Annotated in this window: 16 protein-coding genes; 11 read left to right on the forward strand and 5 right to left on the reverse strand. The window is 72.4% G+C overall.

Annotated features, from left to right (window positions below; translation table 11 throughout):
* On the reverse strand, positions 1–1,804 hold a 1,804-nt coding region (locus tag RM704_RS36560; protein WP_311592195.1), incomplete at its 3' end, for a sigma-70 family RNA polymerase sigma factor.
* Positions 1,805–2,144: 340 nt separating this feature from the next.
* On the opposite strand from RM704_RS36560, the gene RM704_RS36565 reads away from it, so the two are divergent.
* From RM704_RS36565 to RM704_RS36580, 4 genes are all read left to right on the forward strand, one after another.
* Positions 2,145–2,585, forward strand: a complete 441-nt coding sequence (locus tag RM704_RS36565) for an SsgA family sporulation/cell division regulator (protein WP_052146299.1) — start codon at positions 2,145–2,147, stop codon at positions 2,583–2,585.
* A gap of 121 nt (positions 2,586–2,706) precedes the next feature.
* A complete protein-coding gene (locus tag RM704_RS36570) occupies positions 2,707–3,810 on the forward strand; it encodes a permease (protein WP_107072392.1) in 1,104 nt (367 codons plus the stop codon).
* Positions 3,807–4,670, forward strand: coding sequence for a TIGR03943 family putative permease subunit (locus RM704_RS36575; protein WP_033530140.1), 864 nt, complete (start codon positions 3,807–3,809; stop codon positions 4,668–4,670). The genes RM704_RS36570 and RM704_RS36575 overlap by 4 nt, the downstream gene beginning before the upstream one ends.
* Positions 4,671–4,708: 38 nt before the next feature.
* Entirely contained in the window at positions 4,709–5,134 is a 426-nt protein-coding gene (locus RM704_RS36580) for a hypothetical protein (RefSeq protein ID WP_033530141.1), read from the forward strand.
* 124 nt (positions 5,135–5,258) lie between these two features.
* Here the strand turns inward: RM704_RS36580 and RM704_RS36585 are convergent, their stop codons facing one another.
* Positions 5,259–6,902, reverse strand: coding sequence for a M4 family metallopeptidase (locus RM704_RS36585; protein WP_033530142.1), 1,644 nt, complete (start codon positions 6,900–6,902; stop codon positions 5,259–5,261).
* A 188-nt stretch (positions 6,903–7,090) separates the two neighbouring features.
* On the opposite strand from RM704_RS36585, the gene RM704_RS36590 reads away from it, so the two are divergent.
* Positions 7,091–7,567: a gamma-glutamylcyclotransferase family protein gene (locus RM704_RS36590; RefSeq protein WP_033530143.1), complete on the forward strand. Its 477-nt coding sequence runs from the start codon at positions 7,091–7,093 to the stop codon at positions 7,565–7,567.
* Here the strand turns inward: RM704_RS36590 and RM704_RS36595 are convergent.
* Positions 7,514–9,856 carry a glycoside hydrolase family 36 protein gene (locus tag RM704_RS36595; RefSeq protein ID WP_078937302.1) on the reverse strand — a complete coding sequence of 781 codons (2,343 nt, stop codon included), beginning with the start codon at positions 9,854–9,856 and terminating at the stop codon, positions 7,514–7,516. The genes RM704_RS36590 and RM704_RS36595 overlap by 54 nt on opposite strands.
* Positions 9,857–10,424: 568 nt before the next feature.
* Here RM704_RS36595 and RM704_RS36600 point away from each other — a divergent pair.
* Positions 10,425–10,562: a hypothetical protein gene (locus RM704_RS36600; protein WP_157856742.1), complete on the forward strand. Its 138-nt coding sequence runs from the start codon at positions 10,425–10,427 to the stop codon at positions 10,560–10,562.
* A 114-nt stretch (positions 10,563–10,676) separates the two neighbouring features.
* Here RM704_RS36600 and RM704_RS36605 read toward each other — a convergent pair whose 3' ends face one another.
* Positions 10,677–12,791: a molybdopterin oxidoreductase family protein gene (locus RM704_RS36605; protein ID WP_033530144.1), complete on the reverse strand. Its 2,115-nt coding sequence runs from the start codon at positions 12,789–12,791 to the stop codon at positions 10,677–10,679.
* 295 nt (positions 12,792–13,086) lie between these two features.
* On the opposite strand from RM704_RS36605, the gene RM704_RS36610 reads away from it, so the two are divergent.
* Positions 13,087–13,572, forward strand: coding sequence for a hypothetical protein (locus RM704_RS36610; RefSeq protein ID WP_311592273.1), 486 nt, complete (start codon positions 13,087–13,089; stop codon positions 13,570–13,572).
* A 21-nt stretch (positions 13,573–13,593) separates the two neighbouring features.
* Here RM704_RS36610 and RM704_RS36615 read toward each other — a convergent pair whose 3' ends face one another.
* On the reverse strand, positions 13,594–14,226 hold the full coding sequence (locus RM704_RS36615; RefSeq protein ID WP_052146300.1) for a SanA/YdcF family protein: 633 nt from the start codon (positions 14,224–14,226) through the stop codon (positions 13,594–13,596).
* Between the two features lie 337 nt (positions 14,227–14,563).
* Between RM704_RS36615 and RM704_RS36620 the strand changes: the two genes are divergently transcribed.
* From RM704_RS36620 to dnaG, 4 genes are all read left to right on the forward strand, one after another.
* Positions 14,564–15,424 (forward strand): sirohydrochlorin chelatase, encoded by an 861-nt coding sequence (locus RM704_RS36620; RefSeq protein WP_033530146.1) that lies wholly within the window; start codon positions 14,564–14,566, stop codon positions 15,422–15,424.
* 148 nt (positions 15,425–15,572) lie between these two features.
* On the forward strand, positions 15,573–16,880 hold the full coding sequence (locus RM704_RS36625) for a deoxyguanosinetriphosphate triphosphohydrolase (protein WP_033530147.1): 1,308 nt from the start codon (positions 15,573–15,575) through the stop codon (positions 16,878–16,880).
* Positions 16,881–16,984: 104 nt separating this feature from the next.
* Entirely contained in the window at positions 16,985–18,250 is a 1,266-nt protein-coding gene (locus RM704_RS36630; RefSeq protein WP_033530148.1) for an NAD(P)/FAD-dependent oxidoreductase, read from the forward strand.
* 134 nt (positions 18,251–18,384) lie between these two features.
* Positions 18,385–20,286, forward strand: coding sequence for a DNA primase (gene dnaG, locus RM704_RS36635; protein ID WP_033530149.1), 1,902 nt, complete (start codon positions 18,385–18,387; stop codon positions 20,284–20,286).
* The last annotated feature ends 127 nt before the right edge of the window (positions 20,287–20,413 follow it).

The raw sequence follows: 20,413 nt of genomic DNA on the forward strand, positions 1-20,413 counted from the left end.
CGGGCGGGGGGTCGACCACGGGTGGCGCCTCCTCGGCGGGTGGTTCGGCCACGGGTGGGGCTTCCTCCACGGGTGGTTCCACCGCGGGCGGGGGGTCGACCACGGGTGGCGCCTCCTCGGCGGGTGGTTCGGCCACGGGTGGGGCTTCCTCCACGGGTGGTTCCACCGCGGGCGGGGGGTCGACCACGGGTGGCGCCTCCTCGGCGGGTGGTTCGGCCACGGGTGGGGCTTCCTCCACGGGTGGTTCCACCGCGGGCGGGGGGTCGACCACGGGTGGCGCCTCCTCGGCGGGTGGTTCGGCCACGGGTGGGGCTTCCTCCACGGGTGGTTCCACCGCGGGCGGGGGGTCGACCACGGGTGGCGCCTCCTCGGCGGGTGGCTCGGCCACGGGCGGGGCTTCCTCTACAGGCGGCTCCACCGCAGGCCCAGTCGGCTCCTCAGGCGCCGGCCCTTCAGGCGCCGGTTCCTCGGCACGCGGTTCCTCGCCCGTCGGCACGTCATATCCCGGTTCCTCGCCCCCAGGCTCCCCGCCCCCTGCTTCCTCACCCTCCGGCGATCCAGGCGCAGCCACGTCCAGCTCGCCCCCGCCCTCACCGACGCCGGCCCCTGCGCCCCCACCACCGTCGACGTCCCCGCTCCCCAGCCCCACCTCGTCCTCGTCCTCGTCCGCCCCCCGAACCGTCCGCTCCTCCACGGCCCCGCCGTCACCCTCGACCCGAGGCGAGACCACCACGTCCGTGACCGCCCCCCGGCGCTCGACGGCATCGGGGGTCGGGGCCTCGGGCCGATGCGGTGCGGGCGCCTGAGCCACCGGTACCCGCTGCGTGGGGCCCGCCCCCGAGTCGAGGGGCCCGAGAACGATGCCGGTCACGACGGCGGCGGCAGCCACGGCCGCGCCGACCGCCGCGACGGTGGGCACCTTCACCGCACCCACGCCGCTCGTCCCGCTCGCCGCCTGCCGCACGGCGGGCAGCAACTGCCCACCACCATGCCCGCCCGCCGAACCGAACACCGCGGCCGTACCGGCGGAGCCTCCCGTGAGGGCCATCAGCAACTTGCCCCCGCCGCCACCCACGACGAACACCAGCAGGGCCGGACCGACGAGCGCGGGCAGCCGGTCGTTCGTGCGCATCAGCACGGCGAGCCGCGCCCGGCAGTCGTCGCACGCGTCCACATGGCTGAGCAGTTGCTCGGACTGCCGAGCGGTCGCGGTACCGCGCACATACGCCGGCATACGCCCCCAACGCACCTGGCACGCCGGGTCGATCGGCGCCCCGGGCTGCTCGCGCAGGAACGCCTGGCGCATCCCCTCGCGCGCCCGGTGCAGCAGTACCGCCGTCGCGCCCTGCTTCGCGCCGATGCGCTGCCCGACCGCCTCCAGCGGCTGCCCCTCCGCCTCGGCCAGCCACAGTGCCCGCACCCACCGCTCGGGCAGTTGGCCGAGCACCCGTACCAACAGGTCGACGGAGGAGACCTGTTCGGCGGGGTCGGCGGCGTCGGGCACCCGGACATCGACCTCCGCGCGCTCGGGAGCCGTCGGATCAAGCGGCGTCTCCCGCGCGGCGGTGGAGCCCACCGTCGCCGCGAGATGCCGCACCGTCGTCATCAGGTACGCGGGCACGTTGTCGATCTCGTGGCCCCCGGAGAGCCGCCGCCACACACGGAAGTGGGCCTCGGCGACGAGGTCCTCGGCGGTCCAGGAGTTCCGGGTGAGGGAGCGGGCGTACGCGACGAGGCGCGGATGCTGTTCCTCGTAGATCCGGGTGTACGCGGCGGTCGCGGACCCGGACGGGCCGTCGGTCATGGCGGGAACGCTCTCCAGTCGCCTGCTGATGGGTTGGGTTGGGGTGGGAGGTGAGGTGAGGTGAGGTGAGGATGATTTTGTATGTAGAGATGACAAAAATCTCAAGTAATCACAGAAAGTGACATGCGTCACAGCGGGTAACTGTGAAAGCGGCGTAATACATGGGGGCTTGGCGCGGTCGACAGGGTGATCCGCCCGAAGAAACATCTGACGCACGCATGAACCCGCAGCATCCGAGCATCCGAAGAGCCCGAACCTCGTGAAGAAGCTCATGCGCCTGATGCACCTGATGCACCTGATGCACCTGAAGTACCGGAAGCGCCCCAACTGGAGACCGCCCATGCCCCATGCCCGGCCTACCCGCCCCACGCCGCCCGCCCTCGAACAGAGCGCCCGCGCTCGCCTGATCACCCCCTCCTACGAAGAGATCCCGGTGCGCACCACCCTGCGCTACACCCCCGACGATCCCTTCGCCGTGTACATCGACTTCCCGTCCGGTGCCTCCGCCGACGACACGGACGTGACGTGGGCGTTCGCCCGCACCCTCCTGGCGGAGGGCCTGACCGCCCCGGCCGGGATCGGCGACGTGCACCTGTGGCCCTGCGGCCCGGCGCACACCGTCGTGGAACTCCACTCGCCGCACGGCATGGCCATGATCCGTTTCGACACGTCCTCGCTCCGTCGCTTCCTGCACCGCTCGTACGCCGTCGTCGCGCTCGGCGGCGAAGACCTGGACCCGGCGCTCGACGCCGGTCTCACGTCCCTGCTGGGTGGGGTCTGAGGCGTCAGCCCGCGGCGCCCGCTATGTTCGATCCGATCGTCCGGATGTTCGGAGTGGGCATGCAGAAGACAGAGGGACCGGCCGGCCGGGCCGGGCTGGGGGCAAGACCGTGAGCGAGGCGGTGAGCAGGACAACGCACAGCACCACGAGCGGCGCCACGCACAGCACCAGCACCACGAGCGGCGCCACGCACAGCACCACGAACGGCACCACCGGCGAAGCGGCCCTCGCCGGGGCGGAAGCCGATGACTTCGACCAGCCTGGACACGCCTGGCCCCGCCACTGGCCCCTGCTGCTCCTGGTCGCGGCCGTCCTCCCCGGCGTCGTGCTGTTCGGGGTGGGACGGTGGATGGAGGAGCCGGCGGTGCAGGCGTGGCGGACCGTCTGCCTCTCCATCACCGTGCAGGCGCTGCCCTTCCTGCTGCTCGGGACGGCCCTCTCGGGTGCCATCAACGCCTTCGTCCCGGCGCGGGTGTTCACCCGGCTGCTGCCGAGCAGGCCGGCGCTCGCGGTCCCGGTCGCCGGTGCCGCCGGGGTCGTGCTGCCGGGCTGTGAGTGCGCCTCGGTGCCGGTCGCGCAGAGCCTGATCCGCCGGGGAGTCGACCCGGCCGCGGCGTTCGCGTTCCTCCTCTCCGCTCCCGCCATCAACCCGATCGTCCTGACCGCCACGGCCATCGCCTTCCCCGGCAGCCCCGCGATGGTGGCGGCCCGGCTGCTCGCCTCCCTCGTCACCGCCGCCGCGATGGGCTGGCTCTGGCTCTGGCTGGGGCGCGCGGAGTGGCTCAAGCCGGTCGCGCGGCACACGGGACACCGGCCCGGGCAGAGCCGCTGGAACGAGTTCCGGACCGGCTTCCAGCACGACTTCCTGCACGCGGGCGGCTTCCTCGTCGTCGGCGCGATGGCGGCGGCCACGTTCAACGTGCTCGTCCCGCGCACCGTGCTCGACACCTTCGCCGACTCGCCCTGGCTGTCGGTCCTGTTCCTCGCCGCGCTCGCCATCCTCCTCTCGGTGTGCTCCGAGGCGGACGCCTTCGTGGCCGCCTCCCTCACCGGGTTCTCACCCACCGCGCGGCTGACCTTCATGGTGGTCGGCCCCATGGTCGACCTGAAGCTGATCGCCCTGCAGACGGGCACCTTCGGCCGGGCCTTCGCGGTCCGCTTCTCCGCTGCGACGGTCGTCGTCGCGATCCTGTGCAGCGCGCTGATCGGAGCCGTACTCCTGTGAAACGCCCCCTGCAGGCGCTCCTGCTCCTCCTCAGCGGCCTCGGCCTCCTGCACGCCACCGTCGTCACCGACGACTACCTGAGATACGTCAAGCAGGGCATGCACCCCCTCCTCGTGGCCTCGGGCGCGCTGCTGCTCGCACTGGGCGCGATGGAGGCATGGTCACTGTGGAGACCGAGCGGAGAAGACTCCACGACGCACATCGGCACCGAACCCGAAGCCGAAGCCGAAATCGACGACCACGGGCACGACCAAGGTCATCACAACGGCCACGACCAAGGTCATGACAACGACCACGGCCATGGTCACGACCACTCCACCCCGCCCCGAGTCGCCTGGCTCCTGCTGCTCCCCGCGCTGAGCCTGCTCTTCTACGCCCCGCCGGCCATCGGCGCGTACACCGCCTCCCGGGAGGCACCCAAGGCGGTGGCGGTCACGGACCAGGACGACTTCGACCCCCTGCCGAAGACCTCACCGCTCCCGATCACCCTCACCGACTTCACCAGCCGGGTGCAGCAGGACCGCGACCGGGCCATCGACGGCCGCACCGTCGAGATGACCGGCTTCGTCACCCCTGACAAGGGGGCATCAGCCGAGGACGGCGGTGGCGACGGGAACACGGGCTGGTACCTGACCCGCGCCATCTTCAGCTGCTGCGCCGCCGACGCCCAGTTCGTAAAGGTACGCGTCCACGGCGCGCCACCCCCGCCCGCCGACACCTGGGTCACCCTCACCGGCACCTGGCACCCCTCCGGCACCCTCGGCACGAGCTCCGCCGAGGCCGCCCTCGACGCCCGCACCGTCAGGAAGGTCCCCCGCCCGCCCAACGCGTTCGCCGACGCCCTTCCCGTCACCCGCTGAGCCTCACCACCGACCCCTCACCCGGGACTCGCAGACGTATGGAAACGATCACGTACAGGTCGAACGTGCTCCAGTCCGTGCTGCCCGTCGTGCTGGGGCTCCTGGGCGGCACGGCGCTGCTGTACGCCGCCCTCGCCCTGACCTCCGACCCCATGGGGCGCGACACGCTGCGGAGTTGCGTCTCGGCGGCGCTGACCGCCGGCATCGTCGTCGCGACCCTGCGGCGGGGCGACGAGGTGACCCTGGCCGAGGACGCCCTGGTGGTGCGGGGCCTCCGGACCCGGCGCATCCCCTGGACCGGCATCCGGCACCTGGAGGTCCGCCGCGTCCTCGGCGTACGCCTGATCACCCTCCACACCACCGACGGCCGCCGCGCCACACTGCGCACCCCGACATCCTTCCTGGACAGGGAGTTCGACCTGAAGGCCGAGATCCTCACCCGGTGGTGGCACACGCGCCGCTGAGGCCCTCGCCCTTCGCCCCTCGCCTCTCGGTGTCGCGCCCACCGAACCGCTCCCGCCCCCGCCCCGCCCCCTCCCGAACCACGCGCCGGGCACCGGCCGGCCGAAGCGCGCCGTATGCCGACCGTCAGGCCACCGCCACCGCACGCCACGCCGCCGCCACCGCGCCGTGCTCCGTGCTGCCCGCCCCGTACAGGTCCCGTGCCGCGTCCAGCGTGGCCGTGCGCGCCCCGGCGTAGTCCGTGGACGAGGTCATGTAGACGGTCAGCGCCCGGTACCAGATCGCGCCCAGCTTGTCCTTGCCGATGCCGGTCACGGTCGAACCGTCGCAGGTGGGGCTGGAGTGTGTGACGCCGCCGATGGCCTTGGTGCCGCTGCCCTCCGCGAGGAGATACGCGAAGTGGTTGGCGACGCCCGAGGAGTAGTGGACGTCCAGGTTCCCCACCGTCGGGCTCCAGCAGTCCGCCGAGGCACCGTCCCTGCTGGGCCGGTCCATGAAGCGGAGCGCCGGCTTCTCGAAGCCCGAGCGGACGATCTTCTCGCCGACGAGCCAGTCCCCGGGGTCGGAGTCGTTGCCCGCGAAGAACTCGACGAGCGTGCCGAAGATGTCCGAGGTCGCCTCGTTGAGGCCGCCCGGCTCGCCCGAATACGTCAGGTTTGCCGTCGCGGAGGTGACGCCGTGGGTCATCTCATGCCCGGCCACGTCCAGCGAGACGAGCGGGCCGAGCAGGTTCCCGTCACCGTCGCCGTACGTCATGCAGAAGCAACTGTCGTCCCAGAACGCGTTGTTGTAGTCGTTGCCGTAGTGGACGCGGTTGTACGAGCCACGGCCGTCGCCGGCGATGCCGTTCCGGCCGTGGACGTCCTTGTAGTAGTCCCAGGTGGTGTCGGTGCCGTACTGCGCGTCGACGGCCGCCGTGGCGCGGTCCGTGGTCGTGCCCGTGCCCCAGTGGTTGTCGGCGTCGGTGAAGAGCGTCGCGGGGGCGCGCCGGACGCAGATGCCGAGGAGGCACAGGTCGGTCCGGTTCGCGGCGTCACCGGTGTACGTGTCGCCGCGGGTGGGATCCTTGAGCTGGTACGTCGACCCGGCGGCGGTCGTCTCCAGGGGGACCGTGCCGCCGTAGAGCGACTCGCCGTCGCCCGCGGCGCTCTCCAGCGCGTCCCAGGCGTCGATCTGCCTGCCCGTCGCGGCATCCGTGAGGACCGTGCGGGCGACCGGGTTGCCGGCCTCGTCTTGGGCGAGCGCGTCCGTCCGCCAGGCCAGCCGGGGGGTGCCGTGCAGGGCGTCGACGACCAGCCGGGGCCTGGAGGTCAACTCGCGCAGTGTCTCGCCGACGTTGGCGGCGCGGAGCGCGGCGGCGGCGATGTCGGCGGCCCGGGGCGCCTTGACCGCGGGCGTGACACCGGGGAGGTCGAGGGCACGGGTGGTCGCCCTGTTCGCACTCCGGAATTCGCCGCCGGGGGTGAGATGGACGATGAAATCGCCGCCCAGCACCGGGAGTTCGCGGTAGGTCCGGTCATAGCGGACGTGCTGCGCGCCGTCCGCGTCCACGATCACGTCCCGTACGGTGGTGTCCTGGGCAGGGCTGAGCCCGAGGCTCGTCGCGCGGTCCCGCAGGACGTCGGCGGCACGGGCGATCGCGGTGCTCCGGGTCGGTCTGTCGGCGGCCCCGGCAGTGGGGGTGAGCGTCGCGGCCAGCAGCGCGGCGGCCGCGACTGCGGCGCCGGTGGTGGCGAGGCGCGGGCGTCGAAGGTGCCGTATCCGGCTCATCTGTCTCCCAGGGACGAGGGGTGACGGTGGTGGTGGGGTGACGGTGGTCGACGGGCCGACCACGGACCTCGTCAGATTTAAGTGGGCATGACAGGTGCCGTCCAGGGCGTCGCCGGGGGGATGTGTGAGGGGTGAGAATCGTTTCTGCAAAGAGTCCCGACACCCCCTGGAGAGGAGAGACAAGAACCGTGCTCCCCTTCTTCGTCTACGGCACCCTCCGCCCCGGCGAGCCCAACCACGACCTCTTCCTGCGCGGCCGCACCGTCGCCGAGGAACCGGCCCGGATGCGCGGCATGGCGCTCTACGACGGCCCCGGTTACCCGTACGCGGTGGAGAGCCTCGGTGTCGGTGACGGTGACGGTGACGGTGACGGTGACGGTGTCGTCGGTGCCGGGGAAGGGCGCGGGGGAGCGGGCGAGGTGAGCGGCGAGATCGTCGCGGCTCGCCCCGAGACGTACGTCGAACTCCTGCGCGCGCTCGACGAGTTGGAGGAGTACGCCCCGGGGGACCCGGCGAACCTCTACGAGCGGGTGGAACGCACGGCCACCCTCGCCGACGGCACGGTGGTACGGGCCTGGGTCTACGTCGCCGCCCCGACCGTCGCGGCCGGACTACGGGCCAGGGGGAAGCTGATCGAGAGCGGGGACTGGCGACTGCGCGGTTGAGTGCCGGTGGCCGGGTGAGGGCCTGGCCGGGGTCAGCCTCAGCAACACCACCGAGGGGGCGTCCGGCAGGCTCACCCGCAACTGGGATCCGTCCCACCGCGCCGCGGCCGCCGTCGCCCTCGGATGCAGGACCTCCACCCGTACGTCCCCCGGCCCGCATCCGGTCGGCGTGAAGGACCGCTCGGCGTCTCCGCCCCGGCGCCAGACCGTCACGTACACCGGGCCCGCGCCCGCCACCGGCTGTCTCAGGCCCAGCGCGATCCAGTCGTCCGACCAGCCCGGCAGGCCCAGGGGCCAGCAGGGCAGGGCGGTGCGCAGGTCGCCCCGGATCGACTTGTACGTGTCCAAGGCGTCGCGCACCAGCGTGAGTTGGCGCTGCGTCATACGGTTCAGATGGCCGGAGAGATGGACGCGGCCGAGGAGCGCGGAACCGAGGGTGAAGGCGATCTCCTCGTCCGTGCAGGACGGTTGCGGGTAGGCCCACACGGCCCCCTGTTCCGGTGGCACGGCGGTGGGGGCGGAGGCGGCGATCGGCGGACAGCGCAGGGGATCCTGCTGGTCGGAGGTGGACTGGAGCTGGGCCACCGCGAGGGAGGCGCCGTCCATGCGCATGCCCCCCGAGGCGCAGTTCTCGATGACCAGCCCGGGGTGCCGGTCCAGGGTCGAGGACAGCCAGGAGAGCCAGGCCCGGGAGTGGGCGAGGTGGGCCGGTGCCGAGGTGGTGATGTTGTAGTCGAGTTTGAGGTAGCCGACGCCCCACTCGCCGACCAGGCGGTCCACCGTCCCGTCCAGATGGGCGCGGGCCGCCGGGTGGGTCAGGTCCAGCTGGTGGCGGCCCTGTTCGGTCACCCGGGTGCCGTCCTCGTGCCGGAGGAAGGCCTCGACGGGCAGTTCGGCGGCGAGCGGACTGCGGACCCCGACGACCTCGGGCTCCAGCCACAGCCCCGGCACCATCCCGCGCTCCCGGATCCGGTCGAGCACGACCCGGATGCCGCCGTCACCGGGGAACCGTCGGACCGAGGGCAGCCAGGCCCCGACACTGTCCCACCAGCCCCCGGGCGAGTCACCGCCCTCCCACCCGTCACCGCGCTCCCCTTCTCCGCCTCCCCCTTCTCCGCGCGCCTCTTCTCCGCCCTCCCGTTCTCCGCCCTCCCCGTCGTCGTACCACCCGGCGTCCACGCAGAAGTACTCCGCGCCCACCTCCGCCGCCGCGTCGATCAGCGGGAGCAGTTTCTCGGTGGTGGGATCGCCCATGAGGGTGTTCATGTAGTCGTTGAAGATCACCGGAAGTCGGATGTGGTCCGGGTGCGGACGGCGTACGACACGGCGGTACGCGGTCAGCGCGGCCAGGGCGCCCTCGAAGCGGTCGCCGAGGGCGAGGGCGGCCCATTCCGTGGTGAACTCGGCTCCCGGCGGCAGTACTTGGCGCCACTGGTGCTCATCGTGGGTCGGCCCGCCGAGCGCCAGATACGTCCGGCCCGCCGACTCGCCGGCCTCCCAGACCCAGCTGGACGCCGACTCGATCTGCCACAACCAGCCGCGGTCGTCCCTACGGTGCTGGAGCGCGCCCATCGCGAGGTGCCCGTCGGTGGGCCAACTGCCCCGCCCCGCGAGCCGGGCCGCCGCGTGCCCGGTGCCGCCGTGCGCCTCGGGGTTGACGTCGGGCACGGAGTCCCGCAGCGGCTCCGTGTACCAACGGCACTCCGCGAGCCAGTCGTTGCGCGCCCGGAAGACGGACAGGTCGTCGGGGGAGGGGAGGCCGCCGAGGAGCAGGCTGCCGAGGGAGCGTACGGTGACCGACTCGGAGCCGTCGTTGCGCAGCCGTACCCGGGAGCGCAGCGCGGCAATGCCGTCCGGCGAGGCGTACTCGACGAAGGCGGTCAACCCGGTCGCCGGGTCGTGGAGTTCGAAGGTCAGCCGATGCCACCGCACATGGTCGTCGGAGTCGGCGGACGAACCGGTCGTGTCCGCAGTGGTGTTGTCAGGCGTGGTGCCGCAAGTGGAGTGGTGAGCACGGTACTTCAGGCGGGCGCCGATCGCCGTGCCGGTGAAGCGGGGTCTCGACCAGCCGGTGCCCTGACCGAGCAGGACCAGGTCGACCAGGGGCAGCGAGGGGTCGGTCTTGGTCTCCTCGGGGCCGGGCTCGGGGTCGCCGGGGCGGCGGACACCCAGCAGCCGGGGAGTGTCTGCGCTCAGGTCGAAATCGGCGGTCAGCGCGGAGTGGCCCCAACGGTAGGAGAGGCTCCACGGGAACGAGTCGGTCCACTGGTGACTGTCGTGCTGCGGCATGCGATCCCCCGGGTCTGCTGTGCTCCCAAGTGTTCACGGCTGGCTGTGCGTCCGCTGTCCCCCTCCTTTGCGAAGCGTCGGGTCGACCACACAGGATCTACGTATCCGAAAGCATGAATGTTCAAGCATGCGGGGTATTCATGCAGATCATCACACCAGCACCAGCATCCGCAGCAACACCAGCACCACCACTCACGGCAACACCAGCACCGGCGCAGCGCGCACGAGGAGCCCCCCACATGAATGCCGTCGCCCTGAACGAGACAGTCCTGGAGAACGCCCGCCCCGAAGTCGAAGCGTGGCTGGCCGAGTTCGTCGAGCGACACGGTGGCCTCGTCGGTTCCGTCCATCTGTCCGAGCCCGCCCAGGAGGGCGAGATCGTGCTCGTCGCCGCGCACAACCTGCCGTCGGCCGTGGTGAACGGCGCGGCCGTCGTCGTGGTGGGCAAGGGGACGGCGGGGTCACCGCCGAGCGCCGGGAGCCGATCGGCATCAGTGACCTGCAGACCGACACGTCCGGTGTCGCCCGCCCGCCGGCCCGCGCCTCGCACGCCAAGGGGTCGCTCACATTGCCCGTCTTCGCACCGGACGACCCCACGAGGCTCGTCGCCGTCGTCGGTCTGGGCTTCGCGGAGCCCAGGGAGTTCACGGACGAGGAGCTGGCGAAGTACGGCGAGGACGCGAGAACCGTCCCGACCACCGGCTGACCCACGCCCCGACCACCAGCAGGCCCAGGCCCCGACCGACCCACGAGCCCACCCGCGACCCCACCCACGACCCGACCACCCTCGGGAGCGGGCCCCCGCCCCGTCCTCGCCGCCCTACTTCCCCACCACCTCCACCCGTACCGCGCACGTCTTGAACTCCGGCATGCGGGAGGTGGGGTCGAGGGCGGGGTTGGTGAGGGTGTTGGCGCGGCCCTCGCCCGGCCAGTGGAACGGCATGAAGACCGTGTCGGGGCGGATGGTGGTCGTGATGCGGGCGGGGGCGACGGCCCGGCCCCGGCGGGAGACCACGGCCACCGGGTCGCCCTCCGTCGCGCCGAGCCGTTCGGCCAGCCGGGGGTGCAGTTCCACGAACGGCCCCGGCGCGGCGGCGTTGAGCTCGTCGACCCGCCGGGTCTGGGCGCCCGACTGGTACTGGGCGACCACTCGCCCGGTGGTGAGCAGCACCGGGTACTCGGCATCCGGTTCCTCGGCCGCCGCCCGGTGCGAGACGGGCACGAACCGGGCCCGGCCGTCCTCCGTGGCGAAGCGGTCGAGGAAGAGACGCGGCGTGCCGGGGTGCACCTCGACGGACGGCGCGGGCCCCGCCTCGGTCGTCGGCGCGGGGCAGGGCCAGAACACCCCGTTCTCCTCGGCCAGCCGCCGGTAGGTGATGCCCGAGTAGTCGGCGGGCCCGCCCGCGCTCGCCCGGCGCAGCTCCTCGAAGACCTCCTCGGCGTCGGTCGAGAAGCCCTTCTCGACGCCCAGCCGGTCGGCCAGCTCGTGCATGACCTCCAAGTCGCTGCGGACCCCGTCGGGCGGCGTGATCGCGCGCCGCCGCAGCAGCACCCGGCCCTCCAGGTTGGTCGTCGTGCCGGTCTCCTCCGCCCACTGCGTCACCGGCAGCACCACGTCCGCCAGCTCCGCCGTCTCCGACAGCACGACATCGCACACCGCGAGGAAGTCCAGCGACCTGATCCGGTCCTCGATGTGGGCGGCGCGCGGCGCCGAGACCACCGGGTTGGAGCCCATCAACAGCAGCGACTTGATGTCACCGCCGAGCGCGTCCAGCAGCTCGTACGCGCTGCGCCCCGGCCCGGGAAGGCTGTCGGGGTCCACCCCCCAGACCTCGGCGACGTGCCGCCTCGCCTCGGGGTCGACCAGTTTGCGGTAGCCCGGCAACTGGTCGGCCTTCTGGCCGTGCTCGCGTCCGCCCTGTCCGTTGCCCTGCCCGGTGAGGCAGCCGTACCCGGACAGCGGCCGTCCGGCGCGGCCCGTCGCCAGCGTGAGGTTGATCCACGCGCCCACGGTGTCGGTGCCCTTGGACTGCTGCTCGGGCCCGCGCGCGGTGAGCACCATGGCGTGCTCGGGCTCGCAGAACAGCCGTACCGCCTCGCGGAGTTCGGGAACGGACACCCCCGTGATCCGTTCCACGTACTCCGGCCAGTGGGCCATGGCCGCCGCCCGCGCCTCCTCCCATCCGCTGGTCCGCTCGCGGATGTACTCCTCGTCCGTCCGCCCCTCGGCCACGATCAGGTGCAGCAGACCGAGGGCGAGGGCGAGATCGGTGCCGGGGCGCGGGGACAGGTGCAGGTCGGCCTGTTCGGCCGTACGGGTGCGGCGCGGATCGATGACGATCAGCTTGCCGCCGTTCTCCTTCAGCTCGGTGAGATAGCGCAGCGCCGGCGGCATGGTCTCCGCGAGGTTGGACCCGACGAGGACGACACACCCCGTCCTCGGGATGTCCTCCAACGGGAACGGCAGCCCCCGGTCCAGCCCGAACGCCTTCATCCCGGCGGCCGCCGCCGAGGACATGCAGAAACGGCCGTTGTAGTCGATCTGCGAGGTGCCGAGGACGATCCGCGCGAACTTGCCGAGCAGATACGCCTTCTCGTTCGTCAGCCCGCCGCCGCCGAACACTCCGCACGCGTCCGGGCCATGTTCCGTACGCGTGCGGGTGAGCCCCTCGGCGATCCGGTCGAGTGCCTCGTCCCAGGAGGCGGGTTCCAGGTTGCCCGCCCTTCTGACCAAGGGACTGGTCAGCCTGACCCGGGACGAGAGCACCGCCGGAGCCGTACGGCCCTTGCCGCACAGTGCTCCCCGGTTCACCGGGAAGTCCGCGCGCTCCGTGACCACTACGACCCCTTCGGTCCCGTCCGCACCGGGCGTCAGGTTCATCCCGCACTGCAGGGCGCAGTACGGGCAGTGGGTGGGCGTCGCGGAGTTCGGCATACCGCTCAGCGTGCGTCGCACGTGTTACGTGCCGGGGCGCCCCTCGTTACACGACCGGCACGGGGACCTCCCGGCGGCGTCGGGCCCGGCGTGAGGAAGCGCGCCGCCGCATGTCGCGATTCTGTCACCGTATGCGGTCGCCCCGCCGCTTTCCGTCCACCCGTTCGGGCTCCGCGTGCTAAGAACTACGGGCGCCACAGACACGGGGGTCGTGCCGCGGGCCCCGTGTGGCGTACGACCTGTCACCCGGCCCGCGCACGGGCCGTAGGGGGAAGAGGACCACCACGTGAACCGTATGCGCACCACCGCCGCCGTCCTCGGGGCCGTCGGCGCCCTGACCGCCACTCAGCTGGGCCTCGCGGGGGCCGCCTCCGCCGCGCCCCAGGCAGCCGGCTGCCCGATCGAGCTCGTCTCGCCGGGCGGCTTCACCCTGGACTCGAAGAACCGGGTGAAGGGCGGCCTCTACTTCGCTCTCAAGAACAAGAGCAAGAGCGCGAGCTTCAAGGACGTCAGCCTGACCGTCAGCAAGCCCGTCAACCTGACCTTCACCTACGCCTCCGCCACCAAGCACAGCAAGATCACCAAGAGGACCTCGAAGGTCGCCACCGTCCACACCAAGACACTGAAGAAGAAGGGCACCACCGGTCTGCGCATCAGCGCCTACATGACCAACCGCAAGAAGCCGTACGAGGTCCGCTTCACCGTCCACGGCAAGACCGCCGCCGGCAAGAAGTGGGGCTGCGCCGTGGACCAGGGCTGGTGGGGCACCATCAAGCACTAGGGGCGCAGGGGCGCAGGGGCGCTAGCGCCCTTCCGCGGGCGCCCGCCCGGCCGACGCGAGTGCCTTCTCGACCCCCGCTTCCTCCGGTCCGAGGAAGCGGGGGTCCGGCTCGAACAGGGCGTCCAGGGAGGCCTTGCCCGCCGCGAACAGCTCCCGCGTGGCCCCGTAGTACCAGGTCGCGTCGTGCCGGTCCTGCACGCCGACCCCGTACGACTCGACGCCCGCCTCCTCGCACAGCGCGACCGCCCGGCGTATGTGGAAGCCCTGGCTGATGAGCACCGCCCGGTCCACGCCGAAGATCTTCTTGGCCCGGACGCAGGAGTCCCAGGTGTCGAACCCGGCGTAGTCGCTGACGATCCGGTCGTCGGGGACGCCGTGCTCGGTGAGGTAGCCGCGCATCGCGTCCGGCTCGTCGTACTCCACGCGGCTGTTGTCCCCGGTGACCAGGACCACCTTGATCCGCCCCGAGCGGTACAGCTCGGCCGCCGCGTCCAGCCGGCGGGCCAGATACGGGGACGGCTCGCCCTGCCACAGCCCGGCGCCGAAGACCACCGCGACCTCCGTGCGCGGCGCGTCGGCCGTGGTCCGCAGCCGGTCGCCGGCCGCCGTGAACATCCAGGTCGAGGGCAGCAGCGCCAGCACGCACAGCAGCATCACCGCCTGCACGGCCCGCCGCCGCCCCGCCCGCGTACGCGGCAGCCGAACGGCGCGCGCGACCCGCCTGATACGCCTCACGGCGCCCCCGTCCCGTCGGACCCGGTCATGTGTCCTGCTTGTTTCCGACGGGCCCGTCCGCGCCCGTCCTTCCGACCAACGAAGACGTCATCCGCGGAGATCCGGTTCACCGCCCAGCGTGACAAGCTTCACTCGAAGGAGTCGAAATGCCAGGTCACGGAGGTTCACAGGCCCGTGCCGCGCACGGTGAACCGCCGGAAAACACCCGTCACCACCGTGCAACGGGAAGGCAACGTCCCCCCGGCACCATCGGTGCATGACGGCGACGACGAGCAAGTCGAACGCGGACCTCGACAGTACGGCGCACATCATGAACCTGATCAGTGACCAGCTGGCCACGCAGCTCAGCCTCGTCTCCCGCGACGGAACCCGGCGCCCCGCCCCACCGGCGCTCGTCCTGGTCGCGCACGGCAGCCGCGACCCGCGCGCCCTGGCGACCGTACGCACCCTCATGGAGCGCGTCCGCGAGCAGCGCCCCGGCCTCGCCGTGCACCTCGGCCACATCGAACTGAACGAGCCCCTGCTCCCCGACACCCTCGCCGCCCTCGGCGACCGGGAAGCGGTGCTCGTCCCCCTCCTCCTCAGCCGCGGCTACCACGTCAAGCAGGACATCCCCGAGATGGCCGCCGCCGCCGAGGCCCGCACCCGACTGGCGGCCCCCCTCGGCCCGCACCCCCTCCTCGTCGAGACCCTGCGCTCCCGCCTCGTCGAGGCCGGCTGGCGCACCCGGCCGAGCGCGGCCCGGCGCCGCGGGAGCGCGGTCGTCCTGGCCGCCGCCGGCTCCCGCGACCCCGAGGCCGCCCTGGACACCGGCCGCACGGCCCGCCTCCTCGCCGACCGCCTGGGCGTCCCGGTCCTGCCCGCCTACGCCTCGGCTGCGGCCCCCACCGTCCCCGAAGCGGTCCGCGCCCTCACCGCCGCGGGCCACACGGACATAGCCGTCGCCTCCTACTTCACGGCCCCGGGCCGTTTCGCGAGGGAATGCGCCGAGGCGGCCCCCGGCATCGCCGCGGCCCCCCTGGGCGCCCACCCGTCGATGGCGAGCCTGATCCTGCACCGCTACGACGAGGCACTGACGACCGGGACGAAGGCTCTGCCTGCGCTGGCGTCGGCCTAGGGAACCGGACACCCCGGCCGACAGGAGCGCACCTTCAGGGGCGCGGGGAACCGCGTGACCAGCCACGAACGACCCGCACCCGCCGAAGAACGGAACCCGGCGGACGAGTGGGCACCCATTTGTCACAGCCTCCCCGTACTGTCGAATCATGGAAGGCACCGCACCCCTCACCCACGGCACCCACGCCACCTACGACGCCCCGTCAGAAGAACGCTGGGCCCCGGAGCCCGACAAACGCCCCGGCCGCACCGCCTTCCAACGCGACCGCGCCCGCGTACTGCACTCCGCGGCCCTGCGCAGACTCGCCGGCAAGACCCAGGTCGTCACACCCGGCACCCGCTCCCAGGTCTGGGACGCCAGCCCCCGCACCCGCCTCACCCATTCCCTGGAGTGCGCCCAGGTGGGCCGCGAGCTGGGCGCCGCCCTCGGCTGCGACCCCGACCTCGTGGAGGCCGCCTGCCTCTCCCACGACCTCGGCCACCCCCCGTTCGGCCACAACGGCGAACAGGCACTCAACGAATTCGCCGAGGACTGCGGTGGCTTCGAGGGCAACGCCCAGTCCCTGCGCCTGCTGACCCGCATCGAGCCCAAGCGCTTCGTCCGCTCCCCCGAGTCGGGCGACCTCGTCAGCGTCGGCCTCAACCTCACCCGTGCCGCCCTGGACGCCGCCACCAAGTACCCCTGGCCGCGCGGCGGTCACCCCACCGACCCCAAGTCGCCCAAGTTCGGCGTGTACGACGACGACCGGCCCGTCTTCGACTGGGTCCGCAAGGACGCCCCCGGCACGAGCACGACCTTCGAGGCCCAGGTCATGGACTGGTCCGACGACGTGGCGTACTCCGTGCACGACGTCGAGGACGGCCTGCACGCCGGCCACATCGACCCCAACTGTCTGCACGCGGACCCCGAACGCCGCGCGGTGTTCGAGGTGGCCCGCGGCCGGTACGTACCCGCGGACACCGACCCGGCCGAACTCGCCGCCGCCCTCGACCGTCTCCTCGACCAGGAGTGGTGGCCGCACGGGTACGACGGAACGGCCGTCGCCCAGGCCCGGTTGAAGGACGCCACCAGCCAGCTCATCGGCCGCTTCTGCCTCGCCGCCGAGGGCGCCACCCGGCAGGCGTACGGCAACGGCCCCCTCACCCGGTACGCCGCCGAACTGGTCGTCCCGCGCGAGGCGCGGCTGGAGTGCGCCGTGCTGAAGGCCGTCGCCGACCGCTATGTGATGCAGCGGGCCGAGCAGGAGAGGCTCCGCGCCGACCAGCGGATCGTCGTCGCCGAACTGGCCGAGGCGCTCACCGCCCGCGCGCCGGAGGGGCTCGAACCCCAGTTCCGTGCGCTGTTCGACTCGGCTACGGACGACCGTGCCCGCAAGCGGGTGATCGTCGACCAGATCGCTTCCCTGACCGATCCCTCCGCCCGCGCGTTGCACGCGAGACTGACGGGTCGGATGTGACGCAGACGTGACCCTGCGTGGCCTGATCGGGTCACTACCTCTTCCCGCATCACGCTCCGTGCGGGACGCTCGCATGTGGACGCACCCTTAAGAGGAGGCATCAAGTGGTCGACGCGGATCAGACATTCGTCATCGTCGGAGGCGGTCTCGCCGGCGCGAAGGCGGCCGAGACGCTCCGAGCGGAGGGCTTCACCGGCCGCGTGATACTGATCTGCGACGAACGCGACCACCCCTACGAGCGCCCGCCGCTCTCCAAGGGCTATCTGCTCGGCAAGGAGGAGCGCGACAGCGTCTTCGTCCACGAGCCGTCCTGGTACGCGCGCAACGACATCGAACTCCACCTCGGCCAGACCGTCGACGCGATCGACCGCACGGCCAGGACCGTCCGCTTCGGCGACGACGGCACCCTCGTCCACTACGACAAGCTGCTGATCGCGACCGGCGCGGAGCCGCGCCGCCTGGACATCCCGGGCACCGATCTCGCGGGCGTCCACCATCTGCGCCGCCTCGCCCACGCCGAGCGCCTCAAGGGCGTCCTCGCCGCCCTCGGCCGGGACAACGGCCACCTCGTCGTCGCCGGCGCCGGCTGGATCGGCCTGGAGGTGGCGGCGGCGGCCCGCGAGTACGGCGCGGAGGTCACCGTCGTCGAGCCGGAGTCGACCCCTCTGTACGGCGTCCTCGGCCCCGAGCTGGGCAACCTCTTCGCCGAGCTGCACCGCGAGCGCGGGGTCCGCTTCCACTTCGGCGCGAAGCTCACGGAGATCGTCGGCCAGGACGGGATGGTCCTCGCCGCCCGCACGGACACGGGGGAGGAGCATCCGGCGCACGACGTCCTCGCGGCCATCGGAGCGGCCCCGCGCATCGGTCTCGCCGAGGCCGCGGGGCTGGAGATCGCCGACCGCGCCCACGGCGGGGGCATCGTGGTGGACGCCGGGCTGCGCACGTCCGACCCGGCCGTCTACGCCGCCGGTGACGTCGTCTCCTTCCCGCACGCCCTGTTCGACACCCGGCTGCGGGTGGAGCACTGGGCCAACGCGCTGAACGGCGGACCGGCCGCGGCCCGGTCGATGCTGGGGAAGGACGTCACGTACGACCGGGTGCCCTACTTCTTCTCCGACCAGTACGACCTGGGGATGGAGTACTCCGGGTGGGCCCCGCCCGGGTCCTACGACCAGGTGCTGATCCGGGGGGACGCCGGCAAGCGGGAGTTCGTCGCGTTCTGGGTGAAGGAGGGGCGGGTGCTGGCCGGGATGAACGTGAACGTGTGGGATGTCACTGAGCCGATCCAGAAGCTGATCCGGTCCCGGGCGCGGGTCGATGTGGACGCGCTCTCGAATCCTCAGGTGCCCTTGGAGAGTCTGATCGCCTGAGGGGCCACCGGCCGGGGCGGCGGCGACCGCGGCCCGTGGACGGCCGGCCGCGCCGCGCGGCGGAGCCGCGTGTCGGCACCGCCCCGCGGCCTTCTGGGCACAGCCGTGTCAGTGGGTCACCGTAGAATCGCCGCGTGGCAGGACGGATCAACGACGAGGACGTGAAGGCGGTACGGGACGCGGTCCCGATCGACGCCGTGGTGTCCGAGTACCTCCAGCTGCGCAACGCGGGCGGCGGGAACCTCAAGGGGCTCTGCCCGTTCCACGACGAGAAGTCGCCGTCCTTCCAGGTCAGCCCGAGCAAGGGGCTCTTCCACTGCTTCGGCTGCCAGGAGGGCGGCGACACCATCACGTTCGTGATGAAGGTCGACCACCTGTCCTTCTCGGAGGCCGTCGAGCGCCTCGCCGCCCAGGCCGGCATCACCCTGCGCTACGAGGAGGGCGGGTACAACCCCTCCCACCAGCGTGGCGAGCGAATCCGCCTGGTCGAGGCCCACAAGATCGCCGCCGAGTGGTACGCGGAGCAGCTCGCCACCAGCCCCGAGGCCGACACCGGCCGGATCTTCCTCGCCGAACGCGGCTTCGACCAGGCCGCCGCCCTCCACTTCGGCGTCGGCTACAGCCCCCAGGGCTGGGACCACCTCACCCGCTTCCTGCGCGGCAAGGGCTTCAGCGACAAGGAACTGCTGCTGTCCGGCCTCTCCCAGGAGGGCCGCCGGGGCCCGATCGACCGCTTCCGGGGCCGCCTGATGTGGCCCATCCGCGACATCGGCGGGGACGTGGTCGGCTTCGGCGCCCGCAAGCTCTACGAGTCGGACAACGGCCCGAAGTACCTCAACACCCCCGACACGGCGATCTACCGCAAGTCCCAGGTCCTGTACGGCATCGACCTCGCCAAGAAGGACATCGCCAAGGCCAGCCGGGCCGTCGTCGTCGAGGGCTACACGGACGTCATGGCCTGCCACCTCGCCGGCGTCACCACGGCCATCGCCACCTGCGGCACGGCCTTCGGCGGCGAGCACATCAAGATCCTCCGCCGCCTGCTGATGGACAACGGCTCGGCCCGCGTGATCTTCACCTTCGACGGCGACGCGGCCGGCCAGAAGGCGGCCCTGCGCGCCTTCGAGGACGACCAGAAGTTCGCCGCCGAGACGTACATCGCGATCGCCCCCGACGGCATGGACCCCTGCGAGCTGCGCCTCGCGAAGGGCGACGACGCGGTGGTCGAGCTGACCGAACCCCGCACCCCGCTCTTCGAGTTCGCCCTCCGCCAGATCGTCGCCCGCTACGACCTGGAGACCCCCGCCGGGCGCGCCGCGGCCCTCGACGAGGCCGCGCCGATCGTGGCCCGCATCAAGAACAGCGGCGCCCAGCACGAGGTCGCCGTGCAACTCGCCGGCATGCTCGGCATCCTCGACACCCAGTTCGTCGTCAAGCGCGTCGCCCAGCTGGCCCGCTGGGCCCGCGACCGCGGCGGCCAGGGCCCGGCCCCGGCCGCCCAGCGCGCGGCGCAGCCGTACGACACCAGCGCCCGGCCCTCGTCCGGTCCGGCCCTCACCCTCCGCAACCCGGTCTACGCCACCGAACGCGAGCTCCTCAAACTCGCCCTCCAGCGCCCCGAGTTGGTCGCCCCCGCGTTCGACGCGTACGGCGTCGACGAGTTCACCGCCCCTCCGTACGCGGCCGTCCGCGAGGCGATCATCGAGGCGGGCGGCGTGGAGTACGGCGCCGAGGACCCGCAGGAGTACCTGATCCGGGTCCGCGAGGCGGCGCCGGACGACGCGGTGCGGGCCATGGTGACCGAGCTGGCGGTCGAGGCGATCATGCGCAAGACGGTCGACGACGTCTACGCGGGCGCACAGCTGGTCACCGTGCGCCGCCGGGCCGTCGAACGCCGGGTGCGCGACGTCCAGGGCAGCCTGGCGAGGGCGGCGGCCCAGGGCGACCCCGCCCAGCTGGCCGCCGTACAGAACGAGTTGTGGGTCCTGCAGCAGTACGACCAGGCGTTGCGGGAGCGGGGCGCGGAGGCGCTCTGACGCGGTGCCGGTGCGCGCCCCCGGGTGGGCACGTCCCCGGAGCACATGCCAATCCGCGCCGGAGCCACCCCACCCCGTACGGCCTTCAAGCTGTTTGGGGTGCGCCCAGCAGCGCACTCGTGAAGCA

Origin of the sequence: Streptomyces gottesmaniae (assembly GCF_031845845.1) — a bacterium.
Taxonomy (GTDB): Bacteria; Actinomycetota; Actinomycetes; order Streptomycetales; family Streptomycetaceae; genus Streptomyces; species Streptomyces akebiae.

Bases quoted from the DNA above. Each gene is read 5' to 3' on its own strand.
- RM704_RS36565 (WP_052146299.1), top strand. From the start codon at position 2,145: ATGCCCCATGCCCGGCCTACCCGCCCCACGCCGCCCGCCCTCGAACAG.
- RM704_RS36580 (WP_033530141.1), top strand. From the start codon at position 4,709: ATGGAAACGATCACGTACAGGTCGAACGTGCTCCAGTCCGTGCTGCCC.
- RM704_RS36585 (WP_033530142.1), bottom strand. From the start codon at position 6,902: ATGAGCCGGATACGGCACCTTCGACGCCCGCGCCTCGCCACCACCGGC.
- RM704_RS36595 (WP_078937302.1), bottom strand. From the start codon at position 9,856: ATGCCGCAGCACGACAGTCACCAGTGGACCGACTCGTTCCCGTGGAGC.
- RM704_RS36605 (WP_033530144.1), bottom strand. From the start codon at position 12,791: ATGCCGAACTCCGCGACGCCCACCCACTGCCCGTACTGCGCCCTGCAG.
- RM704_RS36610 (WP_311592273.1), top strand. From the start codon at position 13,087: ATGCGCACCACCGCCGCCGTCCTCGGGGCCGTCGGCGCCCTGACCGCC.
- RM704_RS36615 (WP_052146300.1), bottom strand. From the start codon at position 14,226: ATGCTGCTGTGCGTGCTGGCGCTGCTGCCCTCGACCTGGATGTTCACG.
- RM704_RS36620 (WP_033530146.1), top strand. From the start codon at position 14,564: ATGACGGCGACGACGAGCAAGTCGAACGCGGACCTCGACAGTACGGCG.
- RM704_RS36625 (WP_033530147.1), top strand. From the start codon at position 15,573: ATGGAAGGCACCGCACCCCTCACCCACGGCACCCACGCCACCTACGAC.